Annotated in this window: 11 protein-coding genes; 1 reads left to right on the plus strand and 10 read right to left on the minus strand. The window is 60.6% G+C overall.

The annotated features are described in order from the left end of the window. Positions 1-13 precede the first annotated feature (13 nt). Positions 14-985 (plus strand): ABC transporter substrate-binding protein, encoded by a 972-nt coding sequence (locus AC1DYF_RS24615; protein WP_477879422.1) that lies wholly within the window; start codon positions 14-16, stop codon positions 983-985. 359 nt (positions 986-1,344) lie between these two features. Here AC1DYF_RS24615 and AC1DYF_RS24620 read toward each other — a convergent pair whose 3' ends face one another. From AC1DYF_RS24620 to AC1DYF_RS24665, 10 genes are all read right to left on the minus strand, one after another. Then, complete coding sequence (locus tag AC1DYF_RS24620; RefSeq protein ID WP_477879423.1) at positions 1,345-2,469, minus strand: branched-chain amino acid ABC transporter substrate-binding protein; 1,125 nt, start codon at positions 2,467-2,469, stop codon at positions 1,345-1,347. Between the two features lie 115 nt (positions 2,470-2,584). Then, positions 2,585-2,935 (minus strand): DUF6867 family protein, encoded by a 351-nt coding sequence (locus AC1DYF_RS24625; RefSeq protein ID WP_477879425.1) that lies wholly within the window; start codon positions 2,933-2,935, stop codon positions 2,585-2,587. Between the two features lie 63 nt (positions 2,936-2,998). Then, positions 2,999-3,724 (minus strand): ABC transporter ATP-binding protein, encoded by a 726-nt coding sequence (locus AC1DYF_RS24630; RefSeq protein WP_477879426.1) that lies wholly within the window; start codon positions 3,722-3,724, stop codon positions 2,999-3,001. Beyond that, entirely contained in the window at positions 3,724-4,569 is an 846-nt protein-coding gene (locus tag AC1DYF_RS24635; protein ID WP_477879428.1) for an ABC transporter ATP-binding protein, read from the minus strand. The genes AC1DYF_RS24630 and AC1DYF_RS24635 overlap by 1 nt, the downstream gene beginning before the upstream one ends. A gap of 4 nt (positions 4,570-4,573) precedes the next feature. Continuing rightward, positions 4,574-5,962, minus strand: a complete 1,389-nt coding sequence (livM, locus tag AC1DYF_RS24640; protein ID WP_477879430.1) for a high-affinity branched-chain amino acid ABC transporter permease LivM — start codon at positions 5,960-5,962, stop codon at positions 4,574-4,576. 4 nt (positions 5,963-5,966) lie between these two features. Continuing rightward, complete coding sequence (locus AC1DYF_RS24645) at positions 5,967-6,869, minus strand: branched-chain amino acid ABC transporter permease (RefSeq protein ID WP_477879432.1); 903 nt, start codon at positions 6,867-6,869, stop codon at positions 5,967-5,969. 379 nt (positions 6,870-7,248) lie between these two features. Then, positions 7,249-9,675 carry a GcvT family protein gene (locus AC1DYF_RS24650; protein ID WP_477879434.1) on the minus strand — a complete coding sequence of 809 codons (2,427 nt, stop codon included), beginning with the start codon at positions 9,673-9,675 and terminating at the stop codon, positions 7,249-7,251. 197 nt (positions 9,676-9,872) lie between these two features. Next, positions 9,873-10,397, minus strand: coding sequence for a sarcosine oxidase subunit gamma (locus AC1DYF_RS24655; protein WP_477879436.1), 525 nt, complete (start codon positions 10,395-10,397; stop codon positions 9,873-9,875). A gap of 13 nt (positions 10,398-10,410) precedes the next feature. Next, a complete protein-coding gene (locus AC1DYF_RS24660; protein WP_477879438.1) occupies positions 10,411-13,368 on the minus strand; it encodes a sarcosine oxidase subunit alpha family protein in 2,958 nt (985 codons plus the stop codon). Further along, entirely contained in the window at positions 13,365-13,643 is a 279-nt protein-coding gene (locus tag AC1DYF_RS24665; RefSeq protein WP_477879440.1) for a sarcosine oxidase subunit delta, read from the minus strand. The genes AC1DYF_RS24660 and AC1DYF_RS24665 overlap by 4 nt, the downstream gene beginning before the upstream one ends. Positions 13,644-13,650 lie beyond the last annotated feature (7 nt).

The raw sequence follows: 13,650 nt of genomic DNA on the forward strand, positions 1-13,650 counted from the left end.
AGGGGAAGAAAACATGAAAAAGACGATGAAACTCACACTCGCACTTGCCATGTCGCTGATGGCCGGCAGCGTGCTCGCCGCCGACAAGCTGACTTTGCAGCTCAAATGGGTGGCTCAGGCACAATTTGCCGGCTACTTCGTCGCCAAGGATAAAGGCTTTTATACCGATGAAGGTCTCGACGTCGACATCAAGCCGGGCGGCCCGGATATCGCGCCGGAACAGGTGATTGCCGGCGGCGGTGCCGATGTGATCGTCGACTGGGCCGGCGGGGCGCTCGCGGCTCGCGAAAAGGGCGTCAAGCTTGTCAATATCGCCCAGCCCTTCGCCAAGGCCGGCATGGAACTCGTCTGCCCGAAAAACGGCCCGATCAAGACCGAGAAGGATTTCCCGGGCCATACGCTCGGCGTCTGGTTCTTCGGCAACGAATATCCGTTCTATGCCTGGATGAACAAGCTCGGATTCAAGACCGACGGCAGCAAGGACGGCGTGACCGTGCTGAAACAGTCCTTCGACGTGCAGCCGCTGATCCAGAAGCAGGCCGACTGCATCTCGGTCATGACCTATAACGAATACTGGCAGCTGATCGACGCCGGCTTCAAGCCCGATGACCTGATCGTCTTCAACTATGCCGCCATGGGCAACGACCTGATGGAAGACGGCCTCTACGCCATGGAAGACAAGCTCAAGGATGCGAAGTTCAAGGACGAGATGGTCAAGTTCGTGCGCGCGTCGATGAAGGGCTGGAAATACGCCCAGGAACATCCGGATGAAGCCGCCGGCATCGTCATGGACAATGGCGGCCAGGACGAAAACCACCAGAAGCGGATGATGGGTGAAGTGGCAAAACTGCTCGGCAATGCCGACGGCAAGCTCGACCATACGCTCTACGACCGCACGGAGAAGGCGCTGCTCGACCAGAAGATCATCAAAGACAAGCCGGTCGGCGCCTACACGGACGAGATCACGGCAGCCGCTTCGAAGTAAGTCGAACGGATTTCAAGATATGCGGGAAGCGGGTCGAGAGGCCCGCTTTCCTTTTTGCCAGTGCCAGTCACCCCTCACCAAGCGCGGCCAAGTGATCGGCTACGCCTCTCACGGCCTTACTATCCTCTCCCGCAAGGGGCGAGGAAGACTCGCTGCACTCTCGCAGCCAAACTCAACGTCGCGGTTGATGCAAGGGCGCTGCCGCGAGTTTTTCCTCGCCCCTTGCGGGAGAGGATACGAAGGCCGGGTGAGCATAGCGAACCCATGGCCGAAGTTGGTGAGGGGTGAATCGCTCGCCCGCCCGACGAAAAAGCCCGGCGTCGCCGCCGGGCTCGAGCATTCCCTGATGAAATCGGATCTTACTTCAGGCCGATTTCGAAGTAGTTGTACTTGCCGTCGGCGCCCTTCTTCCACTCATACATGGTGTAATCGGGACGGGTGATATCGCCCTTAGAGTCGAAACCGATGTCGCCGATGACGGTCTTGAACGGACCCTTGGCCTTCATCGTATCGGCAACCTTCGTCGGGTCGCTGTCGCCGGCAGCCTTGATTGCGTCGGCGATGATCTGCACGGCAGCATAGGAGTAGAGCGTATAGGCTTCCGGTTCGAAGCCGGCAGAACGGAACTTGGCAACCGCATCCTTGGCGTTCGGATTGTTGCGCGGATCCGGCGGGAAGGTCATCAAGGTGCCGTTGACGGCGTCGCCGGCGATCGAGGCAAGTTCGTTGGAGGTGATGCCGTCACCCGACATCATCGGAGCCTTGAGGCCCTGGTCGGCCATCTGGCGCAGGATGAGGCCGGCTTCCGTGTGCAGACCGCCGTAATAGACGAAGGTCACGCCCGCTTCCTTCATCTTGGCGATCAGGGCCGAATAGTCCTTCTCACCGGGGGTGATGCCTTCATAAACCACTTCGGTCAGGCCGAGAGCGTTCATCTTCTTCTTGGTTTCGTCGGCAAGACCCTGGCCATAAGGCGTCTTGTCATGCACGACGGCAACCTTGGCGTCCTTGAAATGATCGAAGATGTACTGGCCGGCAACCGCGCCCTGCTGGTCGTCACGACCGCAGGTACGGAAGGTGTTCCACAGGCCGCGCTCGGTGAACTTCGGATTGGTCGAAGCAGGCGTGATCTGCAGGATGCCGTTTTCGGAATAGACTTCCGAGGTCGGGATCGACACGCCCGAGTTGAAGTGGCCGACCACGAACTTCACGCCGTCACCGACGAACTTGTTGGCGACCGAAATGCCCTGCTTCGGGTCGGAGACGTCGTCGCCGAGTTCGAGCTTGAGTTTTTCCCCGTTGACGCCGCCGGCATCGTTGATGTCCTTGACCGCCTGTTCCGCGCCCTTCTGGAGCTGGGCGCCGAAGGCAGCGTTCGGGCCCGTCAGCGGACCAGCCACGCCGATCAGGATGTCGGCTCTGGCGATGCCGCCAAAGCCAACCATGGCCGCCACGGCCACGGCTGAGAGAAGCATCTTCTTCATTTGTAACTCCCAATATTTGAGGCGGGCTGGTTCCATTTTTACCCCTCGGCCGCCCGCCTTTTGGCGCCAAAGGTTATTTCGTTTCCGCTATCTGTTCACAGCGGATCGAAACTTGTCAAACACTCTTTTTCTTCCAGGCGAAGGGTCCGGATTTTTCGTAAAGCCAGTAATAGTTGGTGGCCATCTGCTTGGCCCGCGTGTAGCGAAAACCGAGAACCGAGAAGATCGCCAGCACGATCGTATCGACGATATAGTAGTGCAGCGAGAACATTGTGCCGCCGTAGAGCGCGTGGTGCACGAAGCGGATGCCGATACCGAGCAGCAACGTATAAATCACCAGATGCGGAAAGACGTCGCCCCAGCCGGTGGCCACGCCCTTGCCCGTGCGCCACGCCGTCCAGCCGCCGATCACGAACGTCACGAGGCCGAAGACCCAGAAGCTCGACTCCTCATAAATGATTCCCATGTCCCAAACTCCCTTATGCGGAAACCTATTCGATTGCGCGATCCGCGCAAGCGTTTCCTGCAATTAATGGTGGCCGCCTTCGAGATAGGCAGCCCGCACTTCCGGATTGGCGAGCAGTTCCTGACCGGAGCCGCTCATGGTGACGAGACCATTGACCATCACATAGCCGCGATGGGCCAGGCGGAGCGCCGCAAAGGCGTTCTGCTCGACCAGAAACACGGTCAACCCCTCGGTCTTGTTGAGCTTGCCGATCGCCTCGAAGATCTGCTTGGATATCAGCGGCGCGAGGCCAAGCGACGGCTCGTCGAGCAGCAGCAGCTTGGGCCGGGACATCAGCGCGCGGCCGATGGAGAGCATCTGCTGCTCGCCGCCGGAAAGCGTGCCGCCCCGCTGGTATTGGCGCTCCTCGAGGCGCGGGAACAGCGCGAAGATGCGCTTGACGTCCTCGTTGAAATGTTTCTGCTTGTCGAGCGCCGCGCCCATCTGCAGGTTCTCGTAGACAGTCATGCGCGGAAAAATGCGGCGGCCTTCCGGCGATTGCGCGATCCTGAGCCGGGCGATCTCATGGGTCGGCATGTGCGTGATGTCGCGGCCTTCGAAGGTGACGCTACCGTTGCGTGCCTGTGGGCTGCCGCAGATGGTCATCATCAGCGTCGACTTGCCGGCGCCGTTGGCGCCAATCAGGCAGACGATCTCACCCAGGTTGACCTCGACATCGACGCCGCCAAGCGCACGAATATTGCCATAAAAGGTCTCGACGCCTTGGACTTTGAGGAGAGGCTGGGACATCAGAGTTTGCCTCCCGCGATCTTGGCTGCTTCTTCTTCATCATCGACGCCGAGATAGGCGGCGATAACCTTGGGATCGGTCTTCACCTGGGCCGGCGTACCGTCGGAAATCTTCTGACCATATTCCAGCACCACGACATGGTCGGAAATTTCCATGACCACCGACATGTCGTGCTCGATAAGCAGGATCGAGGTGCCGGTTTCGGTGCGAATCGAGCGCAGGAGCTCATTGAGCGCCAGCGATTCACGTGGGTTAAGGCCTGCGGCCGGCTCGTCGAGACACAAGAGCCGCGGGCCGGTGCACATGGCGCGGGCGATCTCCAGCCGGCGCTGGGCGCCATAGGGCAAGTCGCCGGCCGGATCGTCGGCGCGCTCGACCAGATTGGCCTTTTCCAGCCAGAAACGGGCGAGATCGATCGCCGCCCGGCTCTCCTTGCGATAGGGGCCGAGGCCAACCAGGCCAAGAATGGTGAAGCCCGAAGCCTTCATCAGCTTGTTGTGCTGCGCCACGAGCAGGTTTTCGAGCACCGTCATGCCCGAGAACAACCGGATGTTCTGGAAAGTGCGGGCCACTTTGGCGCGGGAGGTGATGCGGAAATCCGGCATCTGTTCCAACTGGAACATGCGCGTGTCGCTCTGGTGGAAGCGAATCATGCCCATGGTCGGCTTGTAGAAGCCGGTGATGCAGTTGAACACCGTGGTCTTGCCGGCGCCGTTCGGGCCGATCAGTGCGGTGATGTCGCCTTCATAGGCGTTGAACGACAGGTCGTTGATCGCCATCAGGCCGCCGAACTTCATCGACAGATGCTCGACTTCGAGCAGAGGTTTCTTGTTATTCATTGTCATTGCCTCAGCCGTGGCCTTCCTTGGTGAAACTGCCGGACACGGCACGACGTTTGAAGAGGAAGGCTGTAGGCTCGCGGCTGCCGACGAAGCCACGCGGCTTCCACACCATGATGACGACCATGGCAAAGCCGAAGATCAGCATGCGGTAGAGTTCAGGCGTGAAATTGTCGCCGAATATCTCCTTGAGGAAGTCCATGTTGCGCAGCAGCTCCGTGCCGCCGATCATGGCAATGGCAGCCACCGCCGTTCCGACCAACGAGCCCATGCCGCCGAGAACGACGATGGCAAGGATGATCGCCGATTCCAGGAAGACGAAGGATTCCGGCGAGACGAAGCCCTGGCGCACCGCGAAAAACGAGCCGGCAAAGCCGCCGAACATGGCACCGATGGCAAAGGCCGTCAGCTTGGTATTCGTGGTGTTGATGCCCAGCGAGCGGCAGGCGATTTCGTCTTCGCGCAGTGCTTCCCAGGCCCGTCCGATCGGCATGCGCCGCAGGCGGATTGTGACGAAGGCCGTTATCAGGCAAAGCATCAGGATGACGTAGAACAGGAAGATCTTGTAATAGACCGAGGACATCGGCAAGTGGAAGAACTTGGCGAAATTGTTCGGCGCAGCAACATCGAAGCTCCATATACCGAAGATCGACGCCTTGGGGATGCCGGAAATGCCGGCCGATCCATTGGTCACATCCCGCCAGTTGATCAGCACCAGCCGGATGATTTCACCGAAAGCCAGCGTGACGATGGCGAGGTAGTCGCCCTTGAGGCGCAGCACCGGGAAGCCGAGGATGACGCCCCAGAAGGCAGAGAGGATGCCGGCGAGCGGCAGCAGGATCCAGAAGCTCAGACCGAATTGCTGCGACAGAAGCGCATAGGAATAGGCCCCCACCGCGTAGAAGGCCACGTAACCGAGATCGAGCAGACCGGCGAGGCCGACAACGATATTCAGCCCCCAACCGAGCATCACATAGATGAGGATTTGGATGCCGAAATTGTCGATATAGGTCAGCGATCCCGCGGCACCCTTTATCGCATAGATAAAGACGGGGTAGAGGAACAGCGCTACGATCAGGAACTTGGTGAAGTGGCGGCGGACAAAGCCGGGCTCACGCACAACCGCGGGCTTCGCAGCTTTGATCTCCTTCTGATGCGCAAGATAGGGCCGGATCCAGACGATCAGCGAGAAGCGAACCACCACGACCAGCAGGATCGAGGCCGCAAGGAATATCCAATGCGGCTGCACGATCAGCTTGTTGTCCATGTTCGGATGCGATTCGAGACCGATGAACAGGATGAACATGCCGAGCGCGACAAGGCCGGCAAAAAACGATTCACGGATGGCGTAGGCGGTCAAACCGGGGGTCGCCGCCTTGGGGGAAGATGCATTGCTCATGGCGTCAAACCTTTTCGACTTCGGGACGTCCGAGAATGCCCGAGGGCTTGAAGATGAGGGCGATCGCAAGGATCGAGAAGGTCGCCACATCCTTGTAATCGATGCTGAAATAAGCCGACCACAGCGCCTCGATGAGACCGATCAGGAGACCGCCGAGCACTGCGCCCGGCAGTGAGCCGATACCGCCCAAGACCGCGGCGGTGAAGGCCTTGACACCCGGAACGAAGCCATCGTTGAAGGAGATGACGCCGTAATACATGAGATACATGGTGCCGGCGACGGCAGCGAGTGCGGCGCCCATGACGAAGGTCACCGAAATCGTCTGGTCGACATTGATGCCGAGCAGCGCCGCCATCTTGCGGTCCTGCTCCGTCGCTCTTTGCGCGCGCCCAAGTGAGGTGCGGTTGACCAGATACCAGAAGCCGGTGAGCAGCACCGTGGTGATGACGAAAATGATGATCTGCTTGAGCGAGACAGTCACGCCGTCGATCGTCCAGGTCTGCGATACCATGGCTGGGATCGCCTTGTTGCGCGGGCCCTGCGTGACCTGCACGAAGTTCGACAACAGGATCGACATGCCGATCGCAGTGATCAGTGGCGCCAGCCGGAACGAGCCGCGCAGCGGCCGGTAGGCAATCTTTTCGATCGACCAGTTCCACAGGCTGGTGACTGCCATCGCCATGACCATCATGATGAGCAAAGCGACTGCCACCGGAACGCCGATGAAGGCCGCCGTGAGCAACAGATAGACCATCAGCGCCGCCATGCCGCCAAGCATGAAAACATCGCCATGGGCAAAATTGACCATGCCGATAATGCCGTAGACCATTGTGTAACCGATTGCGATCAGGCCATAAATAGACCCAAGTGTCAGCCCGTTAAGGAGCTGCTGGATAAAATACTCCATCCGCCTTTTTCCCCTGCGCGCATGCTTTTATGCTGCCCGCCTTTTTTATTAGAACCTGGCCCTTGAAGAGCTCTTTGGTTCGAGAATTCCATAACGCTTTCGCAACAAATGTGAAGCCAAAAGTTAGCTTTCCCAAAAAAACTTTCGTGAGGGCCATTCATCCGGCGTTTTTTCCCGCAAGATGCGGCAATTTTGGTCGATTTGTGCTGGCGGAACAATCACGAATGTGAATGGGAGCATTCGCATCGGTGCTGATTCCGGCACAGCACCGGCGTACCGTCCGGTACGAAAATTACCGTCTTGCGACGAAATGCAAGAACGACAGAAATATTTCTAACAGAAAGCGGCGCCCGGTGAAACCGCCGGACGCCAAAATTCGTCAGCCGCGCATGATGCCGCCATTGGCGTCGAACAAGGGCTCGACCTGCAGCTTGGCGTCGAGCATTTCGCCCAGAAGCTCCACCTGCCAGCCGCTCTCCTCATCGGCGATCTCCTTCGGCACATAGCCGATGGCGACCGAAAGACCCGGCGCATGTGCGTAGCCGCCAGACGTGACCCAGCCCTTGACCTCTCCCTTGTGCCAGATTGGCTCGTCACCGATGACGTCGGCATCCTTGGCGTTGACGATGAAGGTACGCAGGCGAAGCGTGCCGCCCTCGGCCTTTTCTTTCGCTGCGGCAGCCTTGCCAATGAAGGCAGCATCCTTCTTGAGCGCAATGACGCGGCCGAGGTCAGCTTCGAACGGACCGTAGAGCGGTCGGTACTCACGCGCCCAGCTGCCATAGCCCTTTTCCAGGCGTAGTGAATTCAGCGCTCGGAGGCCGAACATCCGGATATCGAATTCAGCCCCGGCTTCGAGCAGCTTGTCAAAAATGTGCCGCTGATATTCGGGCTTCATCCAGATTTCATAGCCCAGGTCACCGGTATAGCTGACACGGCCGACAATCGCCGGCGCCAGGCCGATGGTCATCTTGCGGATCGCCATGAACGGAAAGGCTTCCGCCGTGAGATCGAGATGGGTAAGCTTGGCGAGCACCTTGCGCGCATTCGGACCTGCAATGGCGAGGCCGGCAAGGCCGAGATTGACCGCCTGGAAGGTCACCGAACCGTTCTGCGGCAGGTGCTGTTCGAACCAGCGCATGTGATAGTTCTCGGCAATGCCCGAGCCGACCAGCAGGAATTCGGTATCGCTGAAGGTGGAAAGCGTAAAATCGCCGATCAGCTTGCCGTCATCCTTCAGCATCGGCGCCAGTGTCATCTTGCCGGCCGGCGGGATACGGCACGCCAGCATCCTGTCGAGGAAAGCCTTGGCGCCCTTGCCCTTGATCCAGTATTTGGCAAATCCCGACGTCTCCATCATGCCGACGGAGGCGCGCACCGCCTTCACTTCCGCGGCCACCGTGTCGAAATCGGTCGACCGGCGCCAGGAGAACTTATCCTCGACACCCTCAGGCGCAAACCAAAGCGGCTGTTCGAGGCCGTAATAAGCGCCGAACACTGCGCCCATATCCTTGAGGCGGTCATAGATCGGCGTGGTCTGCAACGGTCGTGCCGCCGGCAGTTCTTCATTCGGGAAGCGGATCGAGAAGCGGCGCGAATAGTTTTCGCGCACCTTGGCATTGGTATAGGCCAGCGTCGCATAGTCGCCGTAGCGGGCGATATCCATGGCGAAGACATCAAAACCCGGGTCGCCATGGATCATCCAGTTGGCCAGCGCCAGGCCGACACCGCCCCCCTGGCTGAAGCCGGCCATGACCGCGCAGGCCGACCAGCAATTCCGGATGCCACGGATCGGGCCGACCAGCGGATTGCCATCCGGCGAGAAGGTGAAGGGACCGTTGATCACCTTCTTGATGCCGGCATTGTTGAAGGCCGGGAAATGGCGGAAGCCGACTTCGAGTTCGTTGGTGATGCGGCCGAGGTCTTCGGGCAGCAGTTCATGGCCGAAATCCCAGGGCGTGGTGAGCGGCGACCACGGCCGGCCATCCTTCTCATAGGTGCCCATCAGCATGCCGCCGCGCTCCTGGCGCAGATAGATCTCGCCGTCGAAGTCGATGCAATGCAGCATCTCGCGGCCAGCGGTCTTGTTGAACTCGGCGACCTCGGGCATGTCCTCGGTGATCAGATACATATGCTCCATGGCAAGCACCGGCAGTTCGAGCCCGAGCATGCGACCGATCTCGCGCGCCCAGAGGCCGCCGCAATTGACGATATGCTCGGCGATGATCTCGCCCTGGTTGGTGATCACCCGCCAGGAGCCGTCTTCACGCTGAACCAGGTCCTCGACCTTGGTGTGCAGGTAGATTTCCGCGCCGTTCTTCTTTGCCGAACGGGCATAGGCATGCGTGGCGCCATAGGGGTCGAGATGGCCTTCGAAGGCGTCATAGAGAGCGCCGACGAATTGCGATGCATCCATCAGCGGCATCAGCTTCAGGGCTTCCTGGGGCGTCAGGAGTTCTGTGCTCATGCCGCCGTAGCGGCCCTTGGCATGGATGGTTTTCAGCCAGTCGAAACGGTCCTTGGTGGCGGCCAGCATCAGACCCGAAGTGACGTGCAAGCCGACATCCTGGCCGGAATAGTCCTGAATCTCCTTGTAGAGCTCGACCGTATATTTCTGCAGCTTGGCAACGTTTGGGTCGCCATTGGCGGTGTGCATGCCGCCTGCCGCGTGCCAGGTTGATCCGGAGGTCAATTCGGAGCGCTCCACGAGCACGACATCGGTCCAGCCGAGTTTGGTCAGGTGATAGAGCACCGAACATCCGACGACACCGCCGCCGATGACGACGACCTTGGCATGACTTTTCATAAGCATAGCTCCGCGCGCGGGGAATCCGCCGATTCCCCGGTCAAAAGAAACGAGTTGTTGGAAAGGCCTTCCCGGCACGCCATCGTCACGGCCAATGCCCGCGAACCGCCTTCAGTTCACGGGCTCAGCCTAGATTCAAACACTTGCGGTTCTTGTCGCTCAGACGAAAAGAATTACTCTGTTTGCGCCATCAGCCATCAGCCATCAACGACGGCGAAGCTGAGGCCGAATTCACGACCGGCCAGTTTGAGATCGTGGAACAGGCTTTCGGCAAAGCTGCGCATGCCGATGATCTCGAACCCCTTGTCGCCGGTGCGGACGAGATTGATGGTCAGATGCCCGAAGGCCATGCTGCCCGACGCGCCAGCCGGAAAGCCGCCGCCGGCAATATCCACTGCCACGCCCTTGGCCAGCAGCCGGATCGAATCCGGCCCCTTGAGCCGGAAAAGCGTCCGCCCATGGCTCTGGTCGACCACCATGGCACCATCGATCTCCGGTGCTCCAGCCTGATCGCTGCTGACCACCAGCCATTCGCCCGGACCGACAGTGCGGACACTGTGCGCGGGGAAACTTCCGAGCACGCCGGCCACGGCCTGTTCCCGGCCTTTGAAGGCGAGCACAGAATGGATGCACGCGCCATCCACCATTTCGAGATGATTGGCGCCGGGCATTTCAATGCCATGCATGCCAACGTCGGAAAGCGGGTGTTTTGACATCATCATTTGCATCTCACCCTCAGCCGTGCAGCTTCTTGTTCTCAGGATCGATAAACGTCGTCGGCCCGATCACCGCCTCGGTTTCGATTCCGCGCAGCTTGTCCCAGACCAGCACCGTCTCACCCATCCGCTCGCGGCCCGACTTGATGAAAGCGAGCGCGATCATATGGCCGAGCACCGGCGAGAAGCAGACCGAAGACACCCAGCCCTGGTCAACCGGTGTCGAGGGCGACGTACCGACGGTGAGGATATGCGCACCAGCCTTCATCTCCGCCTTGTGATCGACCGGGATCAGGCCAACCAGTTGCGGCCGGTCGGCCGCCTTCAGGCCGTAGCGATCCAGCATCCGCTTGCCGACGAAATCCGGCTTGGCGCTCGAGACCAGCTTGCCGAGGCCGACATCATCTGCTGTCGTACGGCCATCGAGTTCGGCATGCGTGACATGGCCCTTCTCGATGCGCATGACATTGAGCGCTTCGACGCCATAGGCGCAGATGTTGTGCACCCTGCCCGCGTCCATGACCGCATCGGCCACCGCCTCGCCATAGCCTGCCGGCACGCCGAGCTCAAAGGCCAATTCGCCGGAGAAGGAGATGCGGTAAAGCCGCGCCGGAACGCCGCTTTTGAGCTTTACCGCCCGCGCCGTCATAAACGGGAAAGCGGCATCGGAGAGGTCATCCGCGATCAGCGCCTGCAACACCGCGCGTGATTTCGGCCCGACCACGGACATCTGCGCCCATTGATCGGTGACCGAGACATAGCGGACATCGAGTTCCGGCCAGACGGTCTGGTGGTAGAATTCGAGATGCGCCATCGCCTCCGCCGCATAGGCCGTCGTCGTGGTGATGAAGAAATGGTTCTCAGACAGCCGGCTCACCGTGCCGTCGTCATAGACCACACCGTCCTCACGCAGCATCAGGCCATAGCGCGCCTTGCCGACAGGCAGCTTCAGCATGGCATTGGAATAGATGCGGTTGAGGAATTCGGCCGCGTCGGGACCGGCGATCTCGATCTTGCCCAGGGTGGATACGTCGCAGATGCCGACATGCTCGCGCACAGTCAGCACTTCGCGGTCGACGCTCTGCCGCCAGCCCGTCTCGCCGGCCCTCGGGAACCAGGCGGAGCGATACCAGAGGCCGGCTTCCATCATCACCGCACCGTTCTTCTTCGCCCAGCCATGCAGCGGCGAAATCCGGATCGGATTGGCATGTTCGAGCCGCGCTGCACCCACGAGCGCACCGAACGTCACTGGCGTATAAAACGGCCGGAAGGTCGTGGTGCCCGTATCCTTCGGCGACAGGCCCTGCATCGAGGCCAGGATCGCGGTGGAATTGACATTGCCGAGCTTGCCCTGGTCGGTCGCCATGCCATTGGTCGTGTAGCGCTTTGCGTGCTCCACATGGCCATAGCCTTCGCGCAGCGCCAGCCCCAGATCGGCAACATGCACGTCGTTCTGGAAATCGACGAAGGCCTTGGATTTCGCGCCGGGCACATACCAGAGCGGCGTGAAGCCGGGGGCCACGTCACCTTCGATCCACGGTCCTTCGTAAGCCGCCGGATTGCCGCCGAGGGCAGCGATCGCATCGGCGCCCTTGGCCCAGCCATCGGCCAGGCAGTCGCCAAGACCATAAACCCCGGCTGCCGCACCTGCAGCCTTGAAAGCCGGATCGGCCGGCGCCAGGAATGCCGCGTGTTCATCCGACCAGACCGGCTTGGCGCCACGCTGGCACATCAGATGAATGATCGGACTCCAGCCGCCGGATGTCGCCAGCGCGTCGCAATGAATGCTCTCATGGAAGCCGGAGCGATCGACGGAGATGCTCCTCAGCGTCCAGTTGCCCTTGGTGTCGACAATGCCGCCGCCGAGGATATGGCGGACGCCGTCCGGCACTGCTTCAGGCGCCGTATTGCGGGAATCGATCATCGCCACGAGGTCCATGCCGTTGGCGACAAGATCGCGCGCGGTCTCATAGCCGGAAGCGCCATTGGTGAACACAGCCACCTTGCGGCCTGACGCGGCAGCGTAGCGGTTGGCATAGGTGCGCATCGCCGACGCCGTCATGATGCCCGGCCGGTCATTGCCGCCGAACACCAGCGGCCGCTCTTCCGCGCCGGCGGCGAGGATCGCCCGCTTGGCAACGATGCGCCAGATGCGCTCGACCGGCCGTTCCGGCAGCGGCGTGGACAAATGCTTCTGCACCCGCTCGACAGCGCCGAACACCATGTCGTCATACCAGCCGAACACGGTCGTGCGCGACAGCAGCCTGACATTGTCGAAGCTTTCCAGCTCTGCAATGGTGAAGGCTGCGAAATTCGCAGCACTGTTGCCGCCGACAACTGCTCGGGAGGAGAGCAATGTCCCACCCATGCGAAAGCCTTCGTCGGCGACGATGACGCGCAGGCCGGCGCGCGCCGCGGCAAGCGCCGCCATCAGCCCTGTCGGGCCGGCGCCGACGACCAGCAGGTCGCAATGCGCCCAGCATTTTTCATAGGAATCCGGATCGGGCTCGGAAATCGCCAGCTTGCCAAGACCGGCCGCCTTGCGGATGAAAGGCTCGTAGACCTTTTCCCAGAAGGCTTTCGGCCACATGAAGGTCTTGTAGTAGAAGCCGGCCGAGAGGAACGGCGAGAGCAGCGAATTGACGCTGCCGACATCATATTGCAGCGACGGCCAGCGGTTCTGGCTGACGGCCGTCAGCCCGTCATAAAGTTCGGTGACGGTGGCACGTGCATTCGGCTCGGTGCGGCCGCCCTTGCCGAGCGTCACCAGCGCATTCGGCTCGGCCGAACCCGCCGTCACGATGCCGCGCGGCCGGTGATATTTGAAGCTGCGGCCGACGAGATGCACATTGTTGGCGATCAGCGCCGAGGCCAGCGTATCGCCCTCGAAACCTCTGTAGGTGTTGCCGTCAAAGGTAAAATTCACCGCGCGGCTGCGGTTGATCAGTCCGCCCTGGTCCAACCGATAGCCGCTCATGCCGCACCCCGTTTGCGAACATCGGCCGCGTCGCTGACGGCAAACACTTCGTGCGAGAGCGTGTCGCGCTCGACCACCAGCCAGCGTCGGCAGCCCGATGCATGATGCCAGAGCTCGCTATGGCGGCCCATCGGATTGTCGCGGGTGAACATGTAGCGGAGCCAGTCCTCGTCGGATGCATCGGGTGCCGGACGAACGATCGTCCCGTCACCCTTGACGTAAAATTCTTCCTTGGGCCGGATACCGCAATGGGGACAGTGAATGAGACTTGCCATAATGTCC

It is taken from the genome of Rhizobium sp. P2_G9, assembly GCF_056403475.1.